18 protein-coding genes and 1 other annotated feature are annotated in these 26,887 nt (G+C 33.1%); of the genes, 17 read left to right on the forward strand and 1 reads right to left on the reverse strand.

The genetic code is table 11. The features are described from left to right. Both aepY and BMY79_RS06120 read left to right on the forward strand, forming a co-directional pair. On the forward strand, nt 1-1,134 hold the full coding sequence (aepY, locus tag BMY79_RS06115; protein ID WP_074730596.1) for a phosphonopyruvate decarboxylase: 1,134 nt from the start codon (nt 1-3) through the stop codon (nt 1,132-1,134). A 2-nt stretch (nt 1,135-1,136) separates the two neighbouring features. Beyond that, nucleotides 1,137-4,055, forward strand: a complete 2,919-nt coding sequence (locus tag BMY79_RS06120; RefSeq protein WP_074730597.1) for a glycosyltransferase — start codon at nt 1,137-1,139, stop codon at nt 4,053-4,055. Nucleotides 4,056-4,098: 43 nt separating this feature from the next. Here the strand turns inward: BMY79_RS06120 and BMY79_RS06125 are convergent, their stop codons facing one another. Next, entirely contained in the window at nt 4,099-5,397 is a 1,299-nt protein-coding gene (locus BMY79_RS06125; protein ID WP_074730598.1) for a hypothetical protein, read from the reverse strand. A gap of 592 nt (nt 5,398-5,989) precedes the next feature. On the opposite strand from BMY79_RS06125, the gene rpmG reads away from it, so the two are divergent. The 15 genes from rpmG to tuf all read left to right on the forward strand — a co-directional run bounded on the left by rpmG (nt 5,990) and on the right by tuf (nt 25,410). Further along, nucleotides 5,990-6,139: a 50S ribosomal protein L33 gene (gene rpmG, locus BMY79_RS06130; RefSeq protein WP_022749961.1), complete on the forward strand. Its 150-nt coding sequence runs from the start codon at nt 5,990-5,992 to the stop codon at nt 6,137-6,139. A gap of 26 nt (nt 6,140-6,165) precedes the next feature. Beyond that, entirely contained in the window at nt 6,166-6,381 is a 216-nt protein-coding gene (gene secE, locus BMY79_RS06135; RefSeq protein ID WP_022749959.1) for a preprotein translocase subunit SecE, read from the forward strand. Between the two features lie 16 nt (nt 6,382-6,397). Then, a complete protein-coding gene (nusG, locus tag BMY79_RS06140; RefSeq protein ID WP_022749958.1) occupies nt 6,398-6,916 on the forward strand; it encodes a transcription termination/antitermination protein NusG in 519 nt (172 codons plus the stop codon). 13 nt (nt 6,917-6,929) lie between these two features. Beyond that, entirely contained in the window at nt 6,930-7,355 is a 426-nt protein-coding gene (rplK, locus tag BMY79_RS06145) for a 50S ribosomal protein L11 (protein ID WP_022749957.1), read from the forward strand. 161 nt (nt 7,356-7,516) lie between these two features. Then, entirely contained in the window at nt 7,517-8,212 is a 696-nt protein-coding gene (rplA, locus tag BMY79_RS06150) for a 50S ribosomal protein L1 (RefSeq protein ID WP_022749956.1), read from the forward strand. Between the two features lie 75 nt (nt 8,213-8,287). Then, nucleotides 8,288-8,431 (forward strand) — a sequence feature (ribosomal protein L10 leader region). A gap of 59 nt (nt 8,432-8,490) precedes the next feature. Next, nucleotides 8,491-9,024 (forward strand): 50S ribosomal protein L10, encoded by a 534-nt coding sequence (gene rplJ / locus BMY79_RS06155; protein ID WP_022749954.1) that lies wholly within the window; start codon nt 8,491-8,493, stop codon nt 9,022-9,024. 67 nt (nt 9,025-9,091) lie between these two features. After that, nucleotides 9,092-9,466, forward strand: coding sequence for a 50S ribosomal protein L7/L12 (gene rplL / locus BMY79_RS06160; RefSeq protein ID WP_022749953.1), 375 nt, complete (start codon nt 9,092-9,094; stop codon nt 9,464-9,466). A gap of 165 nt (nt 9,467-9,631) precedes the next feature. Then, nucleotides 9,632-10,798, forward strand: a complete 1,167-nt coding sequence (locus BMY79_RS06165; protein WP_074730599.1) for a glycosyltransferase family protein — start codon at nt 9,632-9,634, stop codon at nt 10,796-10,798. Between the two features lie 123 nt (nt 10,799-10,921). Further along, complete coding sequence (locus BMY79_RS06170) at nt 10,922-12,094, forward strand: glycosyltransferase family protein (RefSeq protein ID WP_027422177.1); 1,173 nt, start codon at nt 10,922-10,924, stop codon at nt 12,092-12,094. Nucleotides 12,095-12,566: 472 nt separating this feature from the next. Further along, nucleotides 12,567-16,508 carry a DNA-directed RNA polymerase subunit beta gene (locus tag BMY79_RS06175; protein ID WP_022749949.1) on the forward strand — a complete coding sequence of 1,314 codons (3,942 nt, stop codon included), beginning with the start codon at nt 12,567-12,569 and terminating at the stop codon, nt 16,506-16,508. Nucleotides 16,509-16,523: 15 nt separating this feature from the next. After that, entirely contained in the window at nt 16,524-20,321 is a 3,798-nt protein-coding gene (rpoC, locus tag BMY79_RS06180) for a DNA-directed RNA polymerase subunit beta' (RefSeq protein WP_034226276.1), read from the forward strand. A gap of 447 nt (nt 20,322-20,768) precedes the next feature. Then, nucleotides 20,769-21,188 carry a 30S ribosomal protein S12 gene (gene rpsL / locus BMY79_RS06185; protein WP_022749947.1) on the forward strand — a complete coding sequence of 140 codons (420 nt, stop codon included), beginning with the start codon at nt 20,769-20,771 and terminating at the stop codon, nt 21,186-21,188. 215 nt (nt 21,189-21,403) lie between these two features. Continuing rightward, complete coding sequence (gene rpsG, locus BMY79_RS06190) at nt 21,404-21,874, forward strand: 30S ribosomal protein S7 (RefSeq protein ID WP_207637420.1); 471 nt, start codon at nt 21,404-21,406, stop codon at nt 21,872-21,874. Between the two features lie 122 nt (nt 21,875-21,996). Further along, on the forward strand, nt 21,997-24,114 hold the full coding sequence (gene fusA, locus BMY79_RS06195; protein WP_022749944.1) for an elongation factor G: 2,118 nt from the start codon (nt 21,997-21,999) through the stop codon (nt 24,112-24,114). 108 nt (nt 24,115-24,222) lie between these two features. Then, a complete protein-coding gene (gene tuf / locus BMY79_RS06200) occupies nt 24,223-25,410 on the forward strand; it encodes an elongation factor Tu (protein WP_022749943.1) in 1,188 nt (395 codons plus the stop codon). Nucleotides 25,411-26,887 lie beyond the last annotated feature (1,477 nt).

A 26,887-nucleotide genomic window follows, 5' to 3' on the forward strand; every position in this document is an offset into this window, starting at 1 on the left:
ATGTTATTAGTAGAAAAATTTATTTCAATGTTAGCAGTTGATTTTTTTGTTGGAGTTCCAGATTCAAAACTTAAACCGTTAGTTAATTATTTGATGGATAAATACGGAGTAGATAATAAGCATCATTTGATTGCTGCAAATGAGGGAAATTGTGTTGCCATAGCAGCAGGGTATTATTTGGCAACAGGAAAGATTCCTTTAGTGTATCTACAAAATAGTGGAGAAGGGAATGTGATTAATCCAATTGCATCGTTGATATCGCCAGATGTATATAATATACCAGTTATTTTTGTTATAGGATGGCGTGGAGAAGACGGAATAAAAGATGAACCACAGCATAAATTCCAAGGTAAAATAACGAAAGATTTAATTGATTTGATGCAAATAAAAAATGTAACACTTACAGAAAATACAACAGAAGAAACTTTAGAAGAAGATTTAAAAGAATTAAAAAAAGAGTTAGAAGAAGGAAGAAGTATTGCGTTTTTAGTTAAAGAAAAGGCTTTGAAATTTGAAAAAAATATAGAGTATAAGAATAATAATAAACTTAAAAGAGAGGAAATTATTGAAAAAATAGTAGAATTTGCTAATGAAGATATTATGGTCTCAACTACGGGAAAAGCTAGTAGAGAGCTATTTGAAATAAGAGAAAATAAAAATATGTCGCATAATAATGACTTTTTAACAGTAGGTTCGATGGGACATTCATCTTCTATTGCGCTTGGTATTGCAATCAGTAATGAAAAGGAAAAAATATGGTGCATAGATGGAGACGGTGCAGCTATTATGCATTTAGGAGCACTACCTGTAATAGGAGAAGTAAAGCCATCGAATTTAATACATGTGCTAATAAACAATGGAGCACATGAATCAGTTGGGGGAATGCCTACTGTAGCCAAAAATGGTTGTGAGTTTTCAAAAATAGCAAAAGCATGTGGATATGAATATATTTATAAGGTAAAAACTATGTGGGAATTAGAAGAAGCATTATTACAGACAAAAAAAAATAAAGGGTTAACATTCATAGAAGTGATGAGTGCAATAGGTGCTAGAAGTGATTTGAAAAGACCTACATTAACTCCAATTGAAAATAAACAAAATTTTATGGACAGGTTAAGAAGGAAAGGTGTATAAAAATGTTGATAGTTGATATTTTATCTCCATGTGGTGGTGGAAAAAGTGGAATAGAGAAAGTATTAAGCTCATGGAAAAAAATTACACATATAAAATTTAGATTTATTCATTTGGGTTTAGGTATAGAATATCTTGAAGGTTACGATGAAGCATATGAATATAAAGTATATGATTCTTCAAAGAATATAAGTGAACAATTAGAAAAAATGGCAATGACATATGCAAATTTTATAAAAGTACATGGAAAACCTATGCTTTGTGTGACACTTAATTATCCGATAATGTCTAAAGTGGTTAAGTTATCTCAGCAATATTTAATAAATAATTCTGAGGCGGAGTTTAAGATTGTTTCTTGGGTACATAATGATGTAAATATGTACAATTCAGTTGGCTTAGGTGGGATAAAAGAACTTAAAGAGGCAGATTATCATTTATGTATAAATAAAGCGATAATTAAGCAATTGAAACAAGATGGAGTAAACGATGATAAGATTTATTATATAGCTAATCCTATTGTTTTTCCTAAAGAAGATTATTTTGAAAAAATAAACTATGTAAATGGTGATGTAAGAAAAAAAAGTAATAAGCTAATATATGTAGGGCGAGTTTCGGCAGAAAAGAGATTGGACATAATTCTTGAAGCAATGTATAGAGCAAAAAGTGACTGGAGTATTAAGATAATTGGAGATGGAGATTATAAAAAAGAATTATTTGAAATAATAAGCTATTTACAAATGGATGACAAAGTAAAATATTTAGGGTGGAAAGATAATCCATGGGATTATTTAGAAGATGAAGTAGCCCTAGTTGCAGCGTCTGATTATGAGGGCTTTCTTTTAGTTGGAGCAGAGGCATTAGCTTATGGAAGAATGGTTTTAAGTACGCCGACTGTTATTGATTATATACAAGAAGGGGTAAATGGATATTTTTTTAATAATGAAGATGGCGTGCAATTAGCTGAAATTTTGGATAAAATAGCAAACGGTGAAATTAGTATACCAGATCCTAGACTATGTCGTGAATCGGTTGCTCAATATGAAGAAAAAAACTACATAAAAGCTGTAGAAATAAGCTTACTTTACATAATTAAGGAGTCTGTAAAAAAGAATTCAGAAGAGTATTTTGAGCTTGTTTCGAGTTTTATAGATTGTAATAGGATACATGAAGTAGAAGAAGTATTAAAAGAAGCATTTATTGAATATCCATTGGATTATAGATGGTACTACATAAAAGGACTTTTAGCAGAGAATGGAGAAAATTTTGAAGAACAGCTAGTGTGGCTAATATTTGTAAAACTTTTAAAAGAAATTAATAAGGAGCATATTACAAAAGAAATTTCTGAATCTCTTGATGAAGAATATTATAATATTCGTAATAAAAAAGGATTAGTTGTAAAGAAAATATTGAATACTGCAAAACAAATCTTTATAGAAATGATAAATCTAAAAAGTTATGATGTGGTTTTTAAATTAATTACAGAATTAACTAGCTCTTCAAATATAGACAGTGAATGTAGAAAAATATTTATTGATAGAGAAATACTTATGTTAAAAAACATTTTAGAGATAGGTTTGATGCAGATAAAGAGAACAAAAAAAGTAGTATACCCAAATGATATAAAAAAATTAGAAGATTATAATTGCATTGATAAATATAAAGATAACATTAAGGGGTTTTATGAAGTCTTTAAGGAAGTGCGCTTTTATCTAGAAAGAATGTTGTATGGAATTCCTGAAACAAGTGAAGAATCATTGGCAGAAACTATTTTAAAATATGATGTTACACCGGAAATGTTACTATTATTTATAAGAGAAATGGTTCCATTACTGTATGATGATGTGCCAATGTATGAAAAAGTCGCAGAGTATTTGAAAACTTCTAAAAAGCAAGGAAAGAATTTTAGTGAATACTATATAGAAATTTATCATACCTTCGTACATTCTGTAAAAAAATTATACGAATGCAATCATGATGAAGAAAAAAAGAAAATTATTTTTAAAGAAAAAAAAGAAAAAAATTTTTTTAAAAAAATTATAGTGAATTTAGACAAAACAAAGAGTTGTGAGATAATAGACTATGAAAGAAAAATTGAAAAAAATGATATTTTAAAACAAGGTGAAAGTACAATTGTAAATTATGAGCTAAAAGAGTGGAATGAAACACAACGATTAATAAATAAAAAAAATGAAGGTGTTGAATATGATGAAAAGAAAATAGCCATTATTTTTTGTACTAATGATAATAGAATGAGATTAGAATGCGAAGCTTATATTAAAACATTAGATATACCAAAGGATTTTTCGTTAGAAGTTATAGAAGTAATAAATGCAAAAAGTATGGCAAGTGGTTATAATGCGGCAATATTAAACACAAATGCAAAATATAAACTTTATATACATCATGATGTGTGGTTGATTGAAGAGAATATCCTAATAGATGCGGTAGAAGCATTACAACAAAATCAAGATGTTAATTTATTAGGTGTTGCAGGCTCCGCAAAGATTAATAAAAATGGATGTTGGTTTGAAAAGAAAGATATAGATTACGGTTTTGTGAAAGTAGTACAAAATCATGAAGCACAAACAGTGGAATCATCTCATATTGGGAATAATTTAAGGATTATAGGTAAGGCTAATGATAATATTATTTTATATTCAGCAAAAGCTATAGATGGTGTTTTTTTGTTTACGAATAAAGACGTACCATGGAGAGAAGACATATTTGATCATTGGCACTATTATGATATATCAGAGTGTATAGAATATATTTATCGAGGCTATAAATGTGCATTTTGGGATAATGGAAAGGTTAATATCCATCATTATGTGACAGTTGATACAGAAGCTGATGTGGTATATCGTTTATGGCGGGAGGTTTTTTTGAAGTATGTAAAAGAAATTGATGAAAATTTATTAGGATAAAATATCAGGGAGCATTCTTTAAGAATGCTCCCTAGTATTAGGATCAAACGTAATTATCTAAAAACAATCCGACATAAACAGATGGTACATATGGAGTAGGAAAATTATTGTAAGGAGGCTTATATTCGTAAATAATTTTATCCATGTAAGCAAGAGGATTAATGGAAATATCATCTGCTTTAGATCCAATGGAATTTTTGAAAGAATTTAATGTTTCAAAAGTTTCATCGAGATTTTTACTTGAAACAGCATCTTCTAATAGTAAGTCATTAACAAAAACGTATCCATTATCAGAAACTTCAAGGCCTATTGAGTCAAGTTGCGATTTCATACCAACAGAAATACTTGCCATTGATAAAAAAAATTGATTCCGATTATTTTGCTTTTCATGAATAGTAGCGTAGTTTTGGGCTAAGGTAAGCATATTATTGTATGCCGTTGTTAAATTTGTTACATTTTCAGAAATAGCTTCAACGTTATTTTTGAATCCAATTTTAGTAGTAGCATCATCACCTTCAGCAAGTAAGAGTAATTCAATGTCATTATTTAATATGAAGGAATTTGAAGTTGATGAATATGGTTCTCCATCAATAGTAAAAGAAGAATTACATGCAGGATGAGAAATATTAGTGATACCCAATACATCCATCATAGCAATGGAATTGTTCTTTGAAGATGGAAAAACACTAAATGGTTGTTTGTTATTTTCGACTAAACCTGTATTATTTCCAATAAGTCTAATGGCGTTAGCATTATCATCATCGCTAATAAGTGACGCCTTTAAACCTACATTAGAAGAATTTATGAGGTTAACTAATTTATTTTGAATCATAAAATTTGTATCTGTTGACTTAATATTAAATTGAAATTCATAGGTTGAAGATTGGGTTTTTAAGTCAAAAGTATAATTTCCAGGAATAAAAGACAAAATATCTGCTTTTAAAAAATTACCTGTGTTAACCTGAGGTTTTGCCAAACTATCTATATGTAAAGTAAACGTATCATTTTCGTTATAGGATGAATTTCCCCAAAAAGTAGCATCAGCAACGTCAGGATTAGAAGAGTATGCCACCTTTTTATCGAAACAACTTTCTAAACTGTCTTCGTTAGAAAGAGAAGCCACAACATGCAACAGACTGCGTGAAGTCTCTTTGATATCAATCGCAAAACGTTTTGCAGTTGAAGGTTCCGCTAATTTAAAAAGAGGAGAGTCCTTATTAACTTGTATTATTTTTGTATATACTTTTTTTAAATCATTCTTCGAATGATAATCATATTTAGATGATTTCTTGTTACTAGTCGAAGAAATATAATAAGCATATACATTATCAATTTTTGCCATGAGCTCTCCTCCTTTCCAAATACTAACACTAGAGGGGAATAGGTATGAATGAAAAAATACAACAATTAAAATTATAAGTAAAAAACATAGAATGCTATGCAGGTACCTGTGAGCAAAATATTAAGTTATAAAATAATGTAAAAAGGGATTGTGTTACTATGAAGTATAAAAAAGTAAAAAAGGGATTGTGTTACTATGAAGTATAAAAAAGTAAAAAAGGGATTGTGTTACTATGAAGTATAAAAAAAGTATAAAAATAATAACTAAGATGTAAAAATTATGTAGAATAAATATAATTAAAAACTAGATAAAACAATATTTTATGACATAATTCATAAAACTGTAAGTTAAGAATACAATATACTCATATTAATAAGTATAACTATATGACAATTATACAATAAAGTGAGAGTAAAATCAATAGTTTTTAATAAAAATACTTGCTTTTTTTTGTAAAAAGTGGTAGAATCAAAAAAAATATATTGACGAGAAAAAAATATTGTGTTATATTGAGAAGGCTTAAAAGTAGGTCTTTTTTTTATGCCTAATAATAGGTATTAAGCAACAAAGAAATTAAACGGAGGTGGAAGTTGTGCGCACAAAGATTACATTAGCTTGCACAGAGTGCCAGCGTCGTAATTATAACATGACAAAGGACAAAAAAGCTCATCCGGACAGAATGGAAACAAAGAAGTACTGCAGATTCTGCAAGACACATACAGTACATAAAGAAACAAAATAGTCTGAATAGAGTGAAGGAGTGAGAAAATGGGAGAAACCGAAAAGTTAGAAAAAGCTCCAAAAATGAGCTGGTTTACCGGTCTTAAGACTGAGTTCAAAAAGATTATCTGGCCAGATCAAAAAACACTTACAAGACAGACTACTGCTGTTATTGTTATTTCTATTATTGCTGGAGCGATTATCGCTTTAATGGATAGGGGTATTCAATATGGCGTAGACTACATAGTGGGATTTACATTGTAATGGAGGAAGACGATTTATGTCAGAAACAAATTGGTATGTAGTTCATACATACTCAGGATATGAGAACAAGGTCAAAGCAAATATCGAAAAGACAATTGAAAACAGACATCTTGAAGATCAAATCTTAGAAGTACGAGTTCCTATGGAAGAAGTACTAGAAGTGAAGAACGGTACCAAGAAACAGGTTTCCAAGAAAATGTTTCCAGGATATGTTTTAGTTCATATGATTATGAATGATGACACATGGTACGTAGTAAGAAATACTCGTGGCGTTACTGGATTCGTTGGACCGGGAAGTAAACCCGTTCCTCTCACTGAAGCTGAAATGAAACCATTAGGTATCAAATCAGAAAGTATTGTTATTGATTTTGAAGTCGGTGATACAATTGTTGTTATCGGTGGCGTTTGGAAAGACACTATTGGTGTTATCCAAGCAATCAATGAACACAAACAAACAGTTACAATTACAGTTGAACTGTTCGGTCGCGAAACACCAGTTGAAGTAAGTTTCGCAGAAGTTAAGAAAATGAATTAAGGAGGCAATTCCAATGGCAAAAAAAGTTGAAGGATATATTAAATTGCAGATCCCTGCAGGTAAAGCAACTCCAGCTCCTCCAGTTGGACCTGCACTTGGTCAGCATGGTGTAAATATCGTAGAGTTTACAAAACAGTTTAATGCAAAAACAGCAGATAAAGGAGATTTATTAATCCCTGTAGTTATTACTGTATATGCAGATAGAAGTTTCAGTTTTGTAACTAAAACTCCACCAGCACCAGTATTAATTAAAAAAGCATGCAACATTAAGAGTGGTTCAGGTGAACCAAACAAAACTAAAGTTGCAAAGATTACAAGAGCTCAGCTTCAAGAAATCGCTGAGTTAAAAATGCCAGATTTAAATGCAGCTAACATTGATTCTGCTATTAGCATGATCGCTGGTACTGCTAGATCTATGGGTGTTGAAGTAGTTGACTAATTTGTAATCGATTAGTGATATTTCTTTCTGATTGGTTATATAAACTCTGAGAGGAATATAATTAAATCAGATAGACATTAGTAGATGACAATTTAAAGGGCATTTAATAATAACAAGTGGGAGGGCCCTCTCCCGATAATACCACCAGGAGGTTATTTTTCATGAAAAGAGGAAAAAAATATCAAGACGCTGTAAAAAGTTTTGACAAGAAAGCTCTTTACGAGATTAAAGATGCTATCGATATTGTTAAGAAAAATGCTACAGCAAAATTTGACGAAACAATCGAACTTCATCTTAGAACTGGTTGTGATGGACGTCACGCAGATCAGCAGGTTCGTGGAGCAGTAGTTTTACCACACGGTACAGGTAAAAGCGTTAAAGTTTTAGTATTCGCTAAAGGTGCTAAAGCTGATGAAGCTCAAGCTGCAGGTGCTGATTTCGTAGGCGGTGAGGAATTAATTCCTAAGATCCAAAACGATGGTTGGTTAGACTTTGATGTTGTAGTAGCTACACCTGATATGATGGGTGTTGTAGGACGTTTAGGACGTGTACTTGGACCAAAAGGTTTAATGCCAAACCCTAAAGCTGGTACAGTTACAATGGACGTTACTAAAGCTGTTAATGATATCAAAGCTGGTAAGATTGAATATAGATTAGATAAAGCAAATATCATTCACGTGCCAGTTGGAAAAGCTTCTTTCACAGAAGATCAATTAAGCGACAACTTCCGCGCTCTTATGGGTGCAGTTAACAAAGCAAGACCTGCTAGCGTGAAAGGTCAGTACATTAAGAGTGCAGTAATCACTTCTACAATGGGACCTGGAGTGAAGTTAAACGTTACAAAGATTACTGAGTAATTATTTACAATAGACCTATTTAAGCAGACATGTTTTGCGGAAAGTTTTTATTGACATCCGTGATATATAATGTTATAATAGCAATGCATATTGCCGAAGACAGTAGGTGCCGAAAGGCGTAAACGTAGTGCCTACCGAGGAAGTTTTTAGATGGGATTCCCATCATTAAAAATGACTTATACCTCTCTGTCTAGGCAGAGAGGTTTCTTTGATTTATAGAGATATAAATCTTATACCTCATGTCTTTTATGCAAATAATAAAAGGAGGTGCACGATTCGTGGCAAAAGTAGAACTTAAACAGCCTATAGTACAGGAAATTTCAGAAACAATCAAAGATGCTCAGTCAGTTTTAGTTGTTGATTATAGTGGACTTACTGTTGCAGAAGATACAGAGTTACGTAAACAGTTAAGAGAAGCTGGTGTTACTTACAAAGTATACAAAAATACTTTAGTTAAGAGAGCAATCGAAGGTACTGAGTTTGAAGGTTTAAATGAATCTCTTGAAGGTCCTAATGCTTTCGCAATTTCTAAAGATGATGCAACAGCACCAGCTAGAATTATTGCTAAATTTGCTAAAACAGCAAAAGCATTAGAGATTAAAGCTGGTATCGTAGAAGGAACACTTTACGATGCAGAAGGAATGAAAGCTATCTCAGAAATTCCAGGAAGAGACGAGTTACTTTCAAGATTACTTGGAAGCTTACAGTCACCAATTGCAAACTTTGCTCGTGTTATTAAGCAAATTGCAGAAAAAGGTGATGCTTCAGATGTAGCTGAAGAGGCTGCACCAGCAGAGACACCAGCTGAATAATTGGTGTTAAAAAAGTATTAATGACAAAAGTCATAAATTTTTATATTTCAAAATGGAGGAAATTATAATGGCAAAATTAACTACAGAAGAATTTATCGATGCTATCAAAGAGTTAAGCGTATTAGAATTAAATGATTTAGTAAAAGCTTGCGAAGAAGAATTCGGCGTTTCTGCAGCAGCAGGTGTTGTAGCAGTAGCAGGTGGAGCAGCAGCTGGAGCAGCTGAAGAAAAAACTGAATTTGATGTTGAATTAACAGAAGTTGGTTCACAGAAAGTTAAAGTTATCAAAGTTGTTCGTGAAGTAACAGGTTTAGGATTAAAAGAAGCTAAAGATGTTGTAGATAACGCTCCAAAGGTTATCAAAGAGCAGGCTGACAAAGCTTCAGCAGAAGAAATCAAAACAAAACTTGAAGAAGTAGGAGCTAAAGTTACTCTTAAATAATTTTAGTATTTAACTTACGTTGAAAGTTTAAAAGGCAGGAATCATTATGATTCCTGCCTTTTTTGTATACAGAGATAATATTAAATTCTTATCATATTTGTCGATAAACATATTGTTATAGTGATAGAAAATAAAGATTCATGTACCTGAAAGGTGAATGATTATATGAAGATGTTGTTTTATAGATATGGGAGTATTTGTGAAGACGATATTATAAAGACATTTGAAGAATTTGGAATTGAAATAATAGAGTATGATAGGGAAGTGTATGATAAAAGATTTCCTGTAGAAAGGGAAGTTTTAGAAATAGCAGAATTGTTGGATGGTAATAATATATTGTTCGTGTTTTCTATAAATTTTTTCCCTTATTTATCAGAGATAGCCAAAATTTATAAAATCAGATATGTTACATGGGTTGTGGATTCGCCAGTATTAGAGTTGTATACAAAGGAAATAAAAAATGATAATAATCGAATTTTTATTTTTGATAGACAATTAAAAGAAGAGATAGCAAAGTATAATGAAAAATGCGTGTTTCATTTGCCCTTGGGGGCAAGAGTTGAGGAAAAAGAAAAAATATTTGAAGAAAAAAGAAAATTTAAACATGAAATCTCTTTTGTGGGATCTTTATATACAGAAAAAAATCCAATTTCATTATATGAAAAAAATATTCCGGATTTTTATAGAGGGTATTTGGCTGGAATCAGTGATATGCAAGAGTGGTGTTATGGTACGTATATGATAGATCAAATAGTGGATGACGATTTTGTGTTGAAAATTAAAAAATATATGAATGAGTTTGAAGATGTAAATAAATATGAATATTTGACAGATAGAATTATATTTACACAATATTATATGGGGGCGGCGGTGACGGCAAAAGAAAGAGTTGATACATTTAAAATGTTATCAAAAAAATTCAATGTCGATTTATATACATTGAGTGATACTAGTTGCTTACCTAAAGTAAACAATTGTGGACAAGCAAAGACTAAAACACAAATGCCAAGGATATTTTATGAATCGAAAATTAATATAAATACTACAAGTAAAGCTATCAGAACGGGGGTTCCGCTTAGGGTTTTTGATATTTTAAGTTGTAAAGGTTTTGTTTTGTCTAATTATCAAACTGAAGTGTTAGAGCTTTTTCCACAAGGGGAGGCGTTAGACGTTTATGTAAGCTTAGAAAATTTGGAAGAAAAGATAGAATATTATATGTTACATGAGAAGGAACGAAATGAGATTGCTGAAAATGGATATGAATTTTTGAAAAAAAATTATTCCATGGCTAAACAATTAACAAAAATGCTGGCAATAGCTTTTGATATATAAAGTGGTAAGAATAAAAGAAAAATTTTAAAAGAAATAAATGGCAGAAATAAAAATAAGAAATAAATTTAGTGGACGGCAAGGGGTCAATAATAGATGATATTTTATGTTTTTTAGGAGGGAAAAATGAATATACTATTTCTGGATTGGTTGTGCTATGCGAAAGAAGGGACGATAGACGCATTCAAAAAAATGAAACATAATGTTTTTGAGTTTGCACATGAGGATTATCAAGAAGACAAAAGTGATAAATTTGATAGAGATATTACTGAATTTTGCAAAAAAAACGATATTGATATATGCTTTTCGTATAATTTTTATCCGGTTTTATCAGAGTTTTGCTATAAAAATAATATGAAATATATTTCGTTTGTTTATGATTGCCCGTACGTTATGCTATATTCATATCAGCTAAAATATCCTACCAATTATGTGTTTTTGTTTGATAGTTCACAATATAAGGAGTTGTATGAGGGCGGATTAAGAAATGTTTTTTATATGATTCTGCCAACAGATCCTAAATTAATAGATAGAATGCTTGAAACAGAATATGATAAGGAAAAACTTACATGCGATATATCTTTTATGGGACAATTGTATGATGAAGAGTATAATTATTACGACAGAATACAAGGGAAAAAGAATGAATATCTTAATGGTTATATGGATGCAATTGTTTGTGCTCAACAAAAGATATATGGTTATAGTTTTGTGAAAAAGGTTTTGACGCCAGATATAATAGATATGCTTGAAAAAGAATTTGGTTATGGTACGCCTAAAGGTGCGTTTGGCTTGGATTATATATATGAAAATTATGTAATGAATAGGAAAATAACACAAAAGGAAAGAAGAAGAATTTTAGAAAGAGTTGGAAGAGAATATCCTAGAAGATGTAAACTTTTTACCTGGGAAAAAAAGGCTGAGGTCTTGGGTGTAAAAAATATGGGGGTTGCAGACTATATAAAAGAAATGAACTTGGTGTTTTATCTGAGTAAAATAAATTTGAATATAACTTTAAGAAGTATAAAAACAGGAATACCACTTCGCTGTATGGATATAATGGGGAGCGGTGGTTTTTTGCTTACAAATTATCAACGGGACTTATTTGAATTCTTCGATGTTGACAAAGAATTTGTGATTTATGAAGATGATGATGACTTGGTAAGAAAAATTGATTATTATTTAAAAAATGAAAATGAAAGAAAAGAAATTGCCTTGAATGCAAGAAAAAAAATAGAGGCAAATTATACATTTTATCATATTTTCGGTGAAATATTTGATATTGTAAACCATAAATAACTAGAAAATATAAGATTACATTTTGAAAAACCGAAATAAAATATGCATAAAGTATAAGGAAAATAGAGAACGATAGAAGTTATAAGCGTCAAATTGATTTGCGCGGCCATAATGAATAAAGCGTATGGAATCTGATTTAGAAATCATTATTGAAAAATGATTGATTAAAAGATTAGAGACTATACGCTTTGTTTCTTGTATATATAAAGTTTAAAAATTGTTGTGGCAGGTTAATTCTATTTCTTCTTATATAAAATGGATAACAAAAGACAGAGAAGGCATAATAAAATATATAAAATATATAAAAATGGAGAATACGCGTATATAATAGTAATTTAAGCTTGCAATTAATTTGGTTTGGTTGTATACTATAAATTGCACTATTATGGTGCAGTAGGCTTAAATGATAAAAAAAGCCTCATAAACTAGTTAATAATTAATAATGAAAATAAAAACGAGAGGTGAAACGTCAATGGAGAAAAACAGATTACGTCCGGTCAAGGCTGGAAAAGGCATGCGTATGAGTTACTCGAGACAAAAAGAGGTATTAGAGATGCCAAATCTGATAGAAGTTCAAAAGGATTCCTATCAATGGTTTTTAGATGAAGGATTAAAAGAAGCCTTTTCTGATATCTCTCCAATAACTGATTACAGTGGACATCTTAGCTTGGATTTTGTAGGGTTTACATTATGCGAAGATGATGTTAAATATACAATTCCAGAGTGTAAAGAAAGAGATGCTACATATGCAGCCCCTTTGAAGGTTAAGGTAAGACTTCATAATAAAGAGACAGATGAAATAAATGAACATGAAATTTTCATGGGAGATTTACCTTTAATGACAGAGACTGGTACCTTTGTTATCAATGGTGCAGAGCGAGTAATTGTAAGTCAATTAGTTCGTTCGCCAGGCATCTATTATGGTATTGATCATGACAAAGTTGGAAAAGAGCTTTTTTCGTGTACAGTAATACCAAACCGTGGAGCTTGGTTAGAGTACGAAACTGATTCCAATGACGTTTTCAATGTTCGTGTAGATAGAACAAGAAAAGTACCTATTACAGTGTTTATTAGAGCACTTGGAGTTGGTACAAATCAGCAGATTTTAGAATTATTTGGTGAAGAACCAAAGATTTTAGCTTCATTTGAAAAAGATCCTACAATTACAGAAAAGGATCCACAGGGAAGCTATGAAGGTGGTTTGTTAGAACTTTACAAGAAAATTCGTCCAGGTGAACCACTTTCAGTGGACAGCGCAGAAAGCTTAATTTCATCAATGTTCTTTGATGCAAGAAGATATGACTTAGCTAAAGTGGGTAGATACAAATTTAATAAAAAATTAGCATTAAAGAATAGAATTAGTGGACAAGTTCTTGCTGAAAATGTTACAGATCCTTCAACTGGTGAATTCATTGCAGAAAAAGGTGATGTTGTAACTAGAGAATTAGCTGATGAAATTCAAAATGCTGCAGTTCCATATGTTTGGATTCAAACAGAAACAAGAAATGTAAAAGTTTTATCATCAATGATGGTAGATATTACAAAATGGGTTCCTGAAATTGAAAATCCAGAAGAATTAGGAATTAAAGAGTTAGTTTATTATCCAGCTTTAATTCAGTTATTAGAGCAAGATGATGATTCAATGAGCAAGATTGAAAGAATCAAAGCTAATATTAATGATTTAATTCCAAAACATATTACAAAAGAAGATATTTTCGCATCAATTAACTACAACATGCACTTAGAGTGGGGATGCGGAAAAGATGATGATATTGATCACTTAGGTAATAGACGTATTCGTGCCGTTGGTGAATTATTACAGAATCAGTACAGAATTGGTTTATCAAGATTAGAGAGAGTTGTTCGTGAAAGAATGACAACACAGGATATTGAAACGATTTCTCCACAATCATTAATCAATATTAAACCAGTTACAGCTGCTGTTAAAGAATTCTTTGGTTCATCACAGCTTTCTCAGTTCATGGATCAAAATAATCCACTTTCTGAGATAACACATAAGAGACGTTTATCTGCATTAGGACCAGGTGGTTTATCAAGAGATCGTGCCGGATTCGAGGTTCGAGATGTTCACTATTCACATTATGGTAGAATGTGTCCTATCGAAACACCTGAAGGTCCTAACATCGGTTTGATTAACTCACTTGCGAGTTATGCTAGAATTAATGAATATGGTTTCGTAGAAGCACCATATCGTAAGATTGATAAATCAGACCCAGAAAATCCAAGAGTTACAGATGAAGTAGTATATATGACGGCTGATGAGGAAGATAATTACCATGTAGCTCAGGCTAATGAAAAATTAGATGAAGAAGGACATTTTGTAAGAAACTCAGTATCAGGTCGTTACAGAGAAGAAACACAAGAATACGATAAATCAATGTTTGATTATATGGATGTATCTCCTAAGATGGTATTCTCTGTTGCTACAGCTATGATTCCTTTCCTACAGAACGATGATGCTAACCGTGCTTTAATGGGTTCTAACATGCAGCGTCAGGCAGTGCCATTGTTAACAACAGAAGCACCAGCAGTAGGTACAGGTATGGAAACAAAAGCATCTGTGGACTCAGGTGATTCAGTGGTAGCTAAAGCATCAGGTGTTGTTTTAAGTTCTGAATCTAATAGAATTGTTGTTAAAGAAGATGATGGAAACAGAAGAGAATATGTATTAACAAAATTCTCTCGTTCTAACCAGTCTAACTGCTACAATCAGAGACCTATTGTTTTCAAAGGCGATAGAGTTGAAGCAGGTGAAGTTATTGCAGATGGTCCATCAACATCTAACGGTGAATTAGGTTTAGGAAAGAACCCATTAATTGGATTTATGACATGGGAAGGTTATAACTACGAGGATGCGGTTTTACTTAGTGAAAAATTAGTTCAAAATGATGTATATACTTCTGTTCATTTGGAAGAATATGAATCGGAATCAAGAGATACTAAATTAGGACCAGAAGAGATTACAAGAGATGTACCAGGTGTTGGTGAAGATGCTCTTAAAGATCTTGATGAAAGAGGTATCATTCGTGTAGGTGCAGAGGTTCGTGCTGGTGATATCTTAGTTGGTAAAGTTACTCCAAAGGGAGAGACAGAGTTAACAGCTGAAGAAAGATTACTTCGTGCTATTTTCGGTGAGAAAGCTCGTGAAGTTAGAGATACATCATTGAAGGTTCCACATGGTGAATATGGTATTGTTGTAGATGCTAAAGTATTTACAAGAGAGAACGGCGATGAGTTACCACCAGGAGTAAATCAATCTGTAAGAATTTACATTGCACAAAAGAGAAAAATTTCAGTCGGTGATAAGATGGCCGGTCGACATGGTAACAAGGGTGTAGTTTCACGTGTATTACCAGTTGAAGATATGCCATTCTTACCAAACGGTAGACCACTTGATATTGTATTAAATCCATTAGGTGTACCTTCGCGTATGAACATTGGACAGGTCCTAGAAATTCACTTATCTCTTGCTGCTAAAGCACTTGGCTTTAACATTGAAACACCGGTATTTGACGGTGCAAACGAAGAGGATATCGGAGATATTCTTGAAGTGGCAAATGATTATGTAAACTGGCCATTCAATAGAGAAGAAGCTGAAGAATGGGCTGAAAAAGAAGGAAAGAGCGTTGAAGATTTCGATGGAATCTTTATTGAAAAATATAATGATATATTAAGACCGGAAGTTATTGATTACTTATACACAAACAGAGCTCATAGAGAGTTATGGAGAGGCGTTCCACTTTCTAGAGATGGTAAAGTTCAACTTAGAGATGGACGTACAGGTGAGTTCTTTGATGGTAAAGTAACAATTGGACACATGCATTATTTGAAACTCCATCACTTAGTTGATGATAAGATTCATGCGCGTTCAACAGGACCATATTCATTAGTTACTCAACAGCCATTAGGTGGTAAAGCACAATTCGGTGGACAGAGATTTGGAGAAATGGAGGTTTGGGCTCTAGAAGCATATGGAGCTGCCTATACATTACAAGAAATCTTAACTGTTAAATCTGATGATGTTGTTGGTCGTGTTAAGACATATGAAGCAATTATAAAAGGTGACAATATTCCTGAACCAGGTATCCCAGAGTCATTCAAAGTACTTCTTAAAGAATTACAAGCTCTTGGTCTTGACGTTAAGTTGTTAGACGAAGGACGTAATGAAGTACAGCTTATGGAAACTAGCGAGTATGGAAACACTGATCTTAATGCAATTATAGGGAATGATAAGAACTTTGCATTTGAGAATCAAGAGTCATTTGAAGAACATGGCTTTACAAAACAAGAATTTGATTCTGAAAAAGAAGAGTTAGTCAATATAGAAGATACTGATGATGAACAACTAGATGATGCATTTGATGATTCACTAGATGTTTCAGACCTTGAGTAGAAGGGAGTATTATAAATGCCAGATATAAAAGAAGAAATGAATCAAGCAGTACAATTTGATGCAATTCAGATTGGTTTGGCTTCTCCAGAAAAGATTAGAGAATGGTCACATGGTGAAGTTAAGAAACCAGAGACAATTAACTATAGAACACTTAAACCTGAAAAAGATGGTTTATATTGTGAAAAAATCTTTGGACCAACAAAAGACTGGGAATGTCATTGTGGTAAATACAAAAAGATTAGATATAAAGGTGTTGTATGTGATAGATGTGGTGTAGAAATTACAAAGGCCAGCGTTCGTAGAGAGCGCATGGGCCACATCGAACTTGCAGCCCCAGTATCACACATTTGGTATTTCAAAGGTATCCCTTCAAGAATGGGACTTATCTTAGATTTATCACCAAGAGTTCTTGAAAGAGTATTATATTTTGCTGCATACGTAGTATTAGATGCAGGTGATACAAACCTTTCATATAAACAAATTTTAACAGAAGCAGATTTCCAGGAAGCAAGAGAACAGTACGGTAGTGCGTTCAGAGCTGGAATGGGTGCAGAAGCAATTAGAGAATTATTAGAGGCTATTGACTTAGACGCTGAGTCTGCTGAATTACAAGCAGAACTTGAAGGTGCAACAGGCCAGAAGAGAGCTCGTATTATTAAGAGACTTGAAGTAATTGAAGCTTTCAGAGAATCAGGAAACCGTCCAGAATGGATGATTATGACTGTAATTCCTGTAATTCCACCAGATTTAAGACCAATGGTACAATTAGATGGTGGTAGATTTGCTACATCTGATTTAAATGATTTATATAGAAGAATCATTAACAGAAATAACCGTTTAAGAAGATTATTAGATCTTGGAGCACCAGATATTATCGTTAGAAACGAAAAGCGAATGCTTCAGGAAGCAGTTGATGCATTAATTGATAACGGTAGAAGAGGTCGTCCTGTAACAGGCCCTGGTAACAGAGCACTTAAATCTTTATCTGATATGTTAAAAGGTAAAGGTGGACGTTTCCGTCAAAACTTATTAGGTAAACGTGTTGATTACTCAGGACGTTCCGTTATTTGTGTAGAACCTAAATTGAAGATTTATCAATGTGGTTTACCAAAAGAAATGGCAATTGAATTATTCAAACCATTTGTTATGAAAGAATTAGTATCTAATGGTACAGCTCATAATATTAAATCTGCTAAGAAAATGGTAGAAAGACTTCAGACAGAAGTATGGGATGTGCTTGAAGATGTAATTAAAGAGCATCCAGTTATGTTAAACCGTGCTCCTACACTTCATAGATTAGGTATTCAGGCATTCGAACCTGTATTAGTTGAAGGTAAAGCAATCAAACTTCATCCATTAGTATGTACAGCGTTCAACGCCGATTTCGATGGTGATCAGATGGCCGTGCATTTACCATTATCAGTAGAAGCACAATCTGAATGTAGATTTATGTTATTATCACCTAACAACTTATTAAAACCTTCTGATGGTGGATTAGTAGCTGTTCCATCACAGGATATGATTTTAGGTTTGTATTATTTAACAATGCGTAAACTTGCAGATTACTCAAATGATAAGTCAATCAAAGCAGTATCTGATAAAGTTTATACAGATATTGAAGAAATTAAATCTTTAGTTGAACCAAAGAATGCTAATGAAGATGCAGAATTAGGATTATATGATTACATTTGGTTCGAAGATGTAGAAGATAATAATAGAAAAGTTTTATGTAAACCAATTGATTTAATTGGATATAGATACGGTAGCATGAATCAAGCTTACCTTGCATATGAGAACAAAGAAATTACATTACACCAGACAATTTATGTTTACAGAACAGCTGTAATGCCAAATGGTGAAAAGATTTCTGGTTTCGTTGAAACAACTTTAGGTTTATTAATTTTCAACGAAGTAATTCCACAGGATTTAGGTTTTGTAGATAGATCTAACCCTGACGAAGCACTTAAGCTTGAAGTTGATTTCCATGTTGGAAAGAAACAAATCAAGAAAATTCTTGAAAAAGTTATCAACATTCATGGCTCAACAAAGACAGCTGAAGTTTTAGATGCTGTTAAGGCAATGGGTTATGGCTATTCAACAAGAGCAGCTATGACAGTATCAGTATCTGATATGACAGTGCCACCACAGAAACCACAGATGATTGAAGATGCACAGAATACTGTAGATAAGATTTCTAGACAGTATAAACGTGGTTTAATTACAGAAGAAGAAAGATATAAAGAAGTTGTTGAAACATGGAAAGAGACTGATGATGAGTTGACAAAAGCTCTATTAACAGGACTTGATAAATATAATAACATCTTTATGATGGCCGATTCCGGTGCCCGTGGTTCTGATAAACAGATCAAACAGCTTGCTGGTATGCGTGGTTTGATGGCTGATACAACAGGTAAAACAATTGAGTTGCCTATCAAATCGAACTTCCGTGAAGGTCTAGACGTATTGGAGTACTTCATGTCGGCACATGGTGCTCGTAAAGGACTTTCAGATACAGCTTTGCGTACAGCCGATTCAGGATACTTAACACGTCGAATGGTTGACGTTTCACAACACATGATAGTTCGTGAATCAGATTGTTGTGAAGGAACTGGAAGAGAAATTCCAGGTATGTATGTTTCAGCATTTATGGATGGAAAAGAAGAGATTGAATCACTTCAAGATCGTATTACAGGTAGATTTGCATGTGAAAACATTGTAGACAAAGATGGTAATATCATCGTAAAAGCAAACCATATGATTACTCCACTTAGAGCACAAGAAGTTATTTCTAAGGGTGTTGGAAAAGATGGTGAACCAATCAAAGAAGTTAAGATTCGTACAATCTTAACTTGTAGATCACACATGGGTGTGTGTGCTAAATGTTATGGTGCTAATATGGCTACTGGTCAGGCAGTTCAAGTTGGTGAAGCAATTGGTATTATTGCTGCTCAATCAATTGGTGAGCCTGGTACACAGCTTACAATGCGTACATTCCATACTGGTGGTGTAGCCGGAAACGATATTACACAAGGTCTTCCTCGTGTCGAGGAAATTTTTGAAGCGCGTAAGCCTAAGGGATTAGCTATTATTACTGAAATTCCAGGTATTGCGACAATAAAAGATACTAAGAAAAAACGTGAAGTTATCGTTACAGATACAGAATCTGGAGATACAAAGACATATTTAATTCCTTACGGATCACATATTAAGATTTCAGACGGTCAAAGACTTGAAGCGGGTGATGAATTAACAGAAGGTTCAGTAAACCCACATGATATTCTTAAGATTAAAGGTGTAAGAGCTGTACAGGATTATATGTTAAGAGAAGTTCAAAGAGTTTACCGTCTACAAGGTGTAGATATTAACGATAAACATATAGAAGTTCTTGTACGTCAGATGTTACAGAAAGTAAGAATCGAAAATCCAGGAGATTCTGATTTATTACCAGGAATCATGGTTGACTCACTTGATTTCTTAGAGTTAAATGAGAAATTAGAAGAAGAAGGTAAAGAATTAGCTGAAGGATCACAAGTATTACTTGGTATTACAAAAGCTTCTTTAGCAACAAATTCATTCTTATCAGCTGCTTCATTCCAGGAGACAACAAAGGTTCTTACAGATGCTGCAATTAAGGGTAAAATTGATCCATTAATTGGTATGAAAGAAAATGTATTGATTGGTAAACTTGTTCCAGCTGGTACAGGTATGAAGAGATACAGAGACGTTAGATTAGATAGTGAAATTTCTGAGGATGAGGAGATTTTATTTGACGATCAAAATGTAGCTGCATTCGATACAAATTCTGAAGAATAAAATTTAAACTACAGTATAGATATAGTAATTTATAGAAGAGACTCCTTATTAGAAAGTAAATCTAATAAGGAGTCTCAAATTTTATAAAATTTTAAGATTAGGTGTTTTAATCACCTAATTTTTTTATAAAAAACATTAAAGTCGAAATGTTGTGTAAAAACTATAATTTGTTGTATTTGTAGTGTTCTTTAATAGTATATGGGATTTTATTGAATACGAAAAATAATATAATGTAAATAATAATGTAAAAAGATTTATATTAGATTATGGATGTGAAAGAATGAATTTTATTTCATGAAGATTTTGTATATAAATGATAAATAGTATAAAAAAAATATAAAAACGAATATAAAAATATAAATGTACTTGACTTTTTTTTTGAGTAAATATATACTGTAATAGTGTGTATTAAATTACACATTGAAAAGATTATAGGAGGTGAAAATAATGCCAACATTTAACCAGTTAGTAAGAAAAGGACGTAAGACTACAACTAAAAAGTCTACTGCACCAGCACTTCAGAGAAGTTATAACTCTTTACAGAAAAAATCTGTAGCTAATTCTTCTCCACAAAAACGTGGTGTATGTACAGCTGTTAAAACAGCTACTCCTAAAAAACCTAACTCAGCTCTTAGAAAAATTGCCAGAGTTCGTCTTTCAAACGGTATTGAAGTTACTTCATATATCCCAGGTGAGGGACACAACTTACAGGAACATAGCGTTGTTTTAATTCGTGGTGGTAGAGTAAAGGATTTACCAGGTACACGTTACCACGTAATCAGAGGTACACTTGATACAGCAGGTGTTGCTGATAGAAGACAAGCTCGTTCTAAATATGGTGCTAAGAGACCAAAAGCTTCTAAATAATTTTATTTAAGTAAGCAATAGTATTATATTATTTACAAGCAATAGTCTCACAAACAGAACTAAAGGTTTAGTGTTGGGATTGCCCGTAAGGGATTTTCACATGAAGATAAATATTCCGCACGAACACATTAGAAAGACACATGTGAGTACCGTTGAATTAATCGAAGAAACACACTTGCATTAGCAAGAAAAATATGATTAAGGAGGGAAGTACCGTGCCACGTAAAGGACATATTCAGAAAAGAGATGTTTTAGCAGATCCAATGTACAATAACAAGGTAGTAACTAAGCTTATTAACAACATCATGTTAGATGGAAAAAAAGGAGTTGCTCAGAAAATTGTATACGGAGCTTTCGCTAGAGTAGAAGAAAAAACTGGTAAACCAGCCCTTGAGGTTTTTGAAGAGGCAATGAACAATGTTATGCCTCAACTTGAAGTAAAAGCTAGACGTATCGGTGGTGCTACATATCAGGTACCTATCGAGGTTCGCCCAGATCGTCGTCAAGCATTAGGTTTACGTTGGTTAACAAATTTCTCACGCGCTAGAGGAGAAAAAACTCAAGAAGAAAGACTTGCAAACGAAATCATGGATGCAGCTAATAATACAGGCGCATCTGTAAAACGTAAAGAAGATATGCACAAAATGGCTGAAGCTAACAAAGCTTTCGCACATTATAGATTCTAGTTTTAGGACGTTTGTTAATTACTTAATTAAGTTGAGTGATAATTCTGTGATTAAATCTTTATGGTTTAATCACAGGCTTTATGTTATGTAAAGTAGTTAAATAACATTAGGAGGAAAGAATCTTGGCAGGAAGAGAGTATCCACTTGAAAGAACCAGAAATATTGGTATCATGGCTCATATTGATGCTGGTAAAACAACATTAACAGAGCGTATCCTTTATTATACTGGTGTAAACTATAAAATTGGTGAAACTCACGAAGGTACAGCTACAATGGACTGGATGGAACAGGAACAAGAGAGAGGTATCACAATTACTTCAGCAGCTACAACTTGTCACTGGACATTACAGGATCATGCTAAGCTTAAACCAGGAGCATTAGAGAACCGTATCAATATCATTGATACACCAGGACACGTTGATTTTACGGTAGAAGTAGAACGTTCACTTCGTGTACTTGATGGTGCTGTTGGTGTGTTTGATGCTAAAGGTGGTGTAGAGCCACAGTCTGAGAACGTTTGGCGTCAAGCTGATACATACAATGTACCACGTATGGCATTCGTTAACAAGATGGACATTTTAGGTGCTGATTTCTACAATACAGTAGATGAAATCGGTACAAAACTTGGTAAAAATGCCGTTGTAATCCAATTACCAATCGGTAAAGAAGATTACTTTGAAGGAATTATTGACTTATTTGAAATGGAAGCTTACATCTACAATGATGCTAAGGGTGAAGATATTTCAATTGTTGAAATTCCAGAAAATATGAAAGATGAAGCAGAAGCTTATCATCTTGAATTAGTAGAAAAAATTTGCGAATTTGACGATGAATTAATGATGAAATATCTTGAAGGTGAAGAACCATCAATCGATGAATTAAAAGCAGCACTTCGTCAGGCTACAATCGATAATAAAGGTGTACCTGTATGTTGTGGTTCAGCTCATCAGAACAAAGGTATTCAGAAATTAATCGATGCGATCGTTGAATATATGCCAGCTCCAACTGATATTCCTGATATCAAAGGTGTTGACATGGAAGGTAATGAAATTGAAAGACATTCATCAGATGATGAACCATTCTCTGCATTAGCTTTCAAGATTATGACAGATCCATTCGTTGGTAAACTCGCATTCTTCCGTGTGTATTCAGGAACAATGAACTCAGGTTCATACGTTCTTAATGCAACTAAGGATAAAAAAGAGCGTGTAGGTCGTATCTTACAGATGCACGCTAATAAGAGACAGGAAATTGATAAAGTATATGCTGGTGATATCGCTGCAGCTGTTGGATTTAAAACAACAACAACAGGTGATACAATCTGTGATGAAAAACACCCAGTTATTCTTGAATCAATGGAATTCCCAGAGCCAGTTATTGAATTAGCAATCGAGCCTAAGACAAAAGCTGGACAGCAGAAGATGGGAGAAGCTCTTGCTAAATTAGCAGAAGAAGATCCTACATTCCGCGCACATACTGATGAAGAAACAGGACAAACAATCATTGCTGGTATGGGTGAGTTACACTTAGATATCATCGTTGATCGTTTATTACGTGAATTCAAAGTAGAAGCTAACGTAGGTGCTCCACAGGTTTCTTACAAAGAAACATTTACAAAACCAGTTGATCAAGAGTATAAATATGCTAAACAGTCTGGTGGTCGTGGACAGTACGGACATTGTAAAGTTAAATTTGAGCCAATGGATCCTAACGGTGAAGACTTATTCAAATTTGAATCAGCTATCGTTGGTGGTGCTATTCCTAAAGAATATATCCCATCAGTTGGTGCTGGTATTGAAGAAGCATCTCAGTCTGGTATCCTTGCTGGATTCCCAGTACTTGGTATCAAAGCAACAGTTTATGACGGATCATACCATGAAGTCGATTCTTCAGAAATGGCATTCCACATTGCTGGTTCAATGTGTTTCAAAGAGGCTATGACAAAAGCAGAACCTGCTATTCTTGAGCCAATCATGAAAGTTGAAGTAACAATGCCAGAAGAATACATGGGTGATGTAATCGGCGATATTAACTCTCGTCGTGGACGTATCGAAGGTATGGAAGATGTTGGTAATGGTAAGATTGTTAAAGCATATGTTCCATTAGCAGAAATGTTTGGATATGCAACAGATCTTCGTTCATCAACACAGGGTCGTGGTAACTACTCTATGTTCTTTGAAAGATATGAACAAGTACCTAAGAGTGTTCAAGAAAAAATCATTAACTCAAAAGCAAATTAATTTTTTTGAGTATTGAAAAGCTTATAATTATTTACTATAATCACTTATAGTCGATTAAATAAAAATCATGCTCTTTATAGGGCAGACAAATTAAGGAGGACGTTTAAAATGGCAAAAGCTAAGTTCGAAAGAAGAAAACCACATTGTAACATTGGTACTATTGGTCACGTAGATCATGGTAAAACAACATTAACAGCTGCAATTACAAAAGTATTATCTGCAAGAGTAGAAGGTAACGCTGCTGTAGATTTCGCAAATATTGATAAAGCTCCAGAAGAAAGAGAAAGAGGTATCACTATCTCTACAGCTCACGTTGAGTACGAAACAGATAACAGACACTACGCTCACGTAGACTGTCCTGGACATGCTGATTATGTTAAAAACATGATCACTGGTGCTGCTCAGATGGATGGTGCTATCCTTGTAGTAGCTGCTACTGACGGTGTAATGGCTCAGACAAAAGAGCACATCTTACTTTCTCGTCAGGTAGGTGTACCATACATCGTTGTATTCTTAAACAAATGTGATATGGTTGATGATCCAGAACTTATCGAATTAGTAGAAATGGAAGTAACAGAGCAGTTAGAGGAATATGGTTTCGAAGATTGCCCAATCATCCAAGGATCAGCTTTAAAAGCTCTTGAAGATCCAAACGGAGAATGGGGAGACAAAATCATGGAACTTATGTCAACAGTTGATGAGTACATCCCAGATCCAGAACGTGAAACAGATAAACCATTCTTAATGCCTGTAGAAGATATCTTCACAATCACAGGTCGTGGTACAGTTGCTACTGGTAGAGTAGAGCGTGGTACATTACATCTTAACGATGAACTTGAAATCTTAGGTGTTAAAGAAGAAGTTGGTAAAACTGTTGTAACTGGTATCGAAATGTTCCGTAAACAGTTAGATGAAGCTATGGCTGGTGATAACATCGGTGCTTTACTTCGTGGTGTTAACCGTGATCAGATCGTTAGAGGTCAGGTATTAGCTAAACCAGGTACTGTAACTTGCCACAAGAAATTTACAGCTCAGGTTTACGTATTAACAAAAGATGAAGGTGGTCGTCATACTCCATTCTTCAACAACTACCGTCCACAGTTCTACTTCAGAACAACAGACGTTACTGGTGTAATCCAATTACCAGAAGGAACAGAAATGTGCATGCCTGGTGATAACGTAGAAATGACAATCGAATTAATTCACCCAGTAGCTATGGAGCAAGGTCTTACATTCGCTATCCGTGAAGGTGGTAGAACAGTAGGTTCTGGTCGTGTAGCTTCAGTTATCGAATAATTTTTGATTGAAATTGTACTAAACTAGATTACAAAGGTCTTCGAGAAATTTTTCTCGAGGACCTTTTTTGCGTAGATAAAAATAATACTGCCTATATTGAATAATGTTTCGTAGATAGAGTAATGGTCGTGTAGGTAGGATATTACTTCATATAAAGAATAATACTGTGCATAAAGAATATTACTGCATATAAAGAATAATACTGTGCATAAAGAATAATACTGTGCATAAAGAATAATACTGTGTATAAAGAATAATACTGTGCATAAAGAATAATACTGTGCATAAAAATAATATTGCACATAAAGAATAATAATATTGTATAGATAAAATAAATTAGCATATAGTGATTTTGCATAGTTGCATGAAATAAATTTCAATGTATTAGTTTTACACACGTTTATAAAGATAATATTAAAGCATTCAGAAATTTAAAAAATCAACAGATATAAAAAGAAAAATCTAACATAGATAAAAAGGTCCTACTGGGATAAGGAATTATCAAACAGGAACAAAAGCGTTTCTAATAGGGATAATCGAGAGGGACGTTTAAAGACTTTAGAATACGATAGGATTACATGTTATAACGAGCGAAGCTTAATCTATAGAATAGTATGTAAAATGGGACAAAGAAATACAAATAAAGCAAGATAAAAGAGATCTTTGATTTATCCCATCTTAGGGATTTCTTCACCACAGGAGCTATAGAATAACGTACGTATATAACATGTTAAAGATTTTAAGAAATTTTTGGAAGTATATTTTAGAAATGTTGCTATCTGGTGTAATATAGATAGTATAGAGTGTTGGCGACTATTTAGCAGTTTGATTTAACGAATCTGAAAAATAGATATTATAGATTTTTTAGAAACACTAGCCATTTTCATCAATTACAATTGAGATGTTTTCGTTTATTTTTATTTGTTGGAAAATAAAAAAATGTAATAATTTCATATAAGTAGATATGTGGAGAACAGATTTGCATATAATTTTCTGAAAAAAAGATCAAAACTTAAAAATAAACTTTTTATAAAAAAATCCGCTTAAGCAGTTGACGAGCGGAAGAAAAAGTGCTATTATAATCTAGCTGACAGCGAAGTGCTCACAAGCAAAGGAAACTAGCAAGTGAGAAAGACTTCAATCAGACATTTTTCGCCAGATGATGGCAAGTTTTTATTTAGAAACGATTCGATATAAAGCACCTTGATTGGTAGCAATGAATTGAAAAAATAAAAACAAAAAAGTGTTGACAAACACTAAGAAAGGTGATAAGATATAGAAGTTGTCGCTGACAAGCGAAACAAAAACTTTGATAACTAAATAGTGAAAAACCTTGAAAGATTCTAAAGAGAATTATTCAAGTAATCAAAAGATTACACGAACAGCATCTGAGAGAAGATGCACCTTTAAACAGTAACAAGGAAATTAGCCAAGCTAAGTTCTGAGAATCAAATTTTAAAATGAGAGTTTGATCCTG

It is taken from the genome of Lachnobacterium bovis (assembly GCF_900111325.1).
Taxonomy (GTDB): domain Bacteria; phylum Bacillota; class Clostridia; order Lachnospirales; family Lachnospiraceae; genus Roseburia; species Roseburia bovis_A.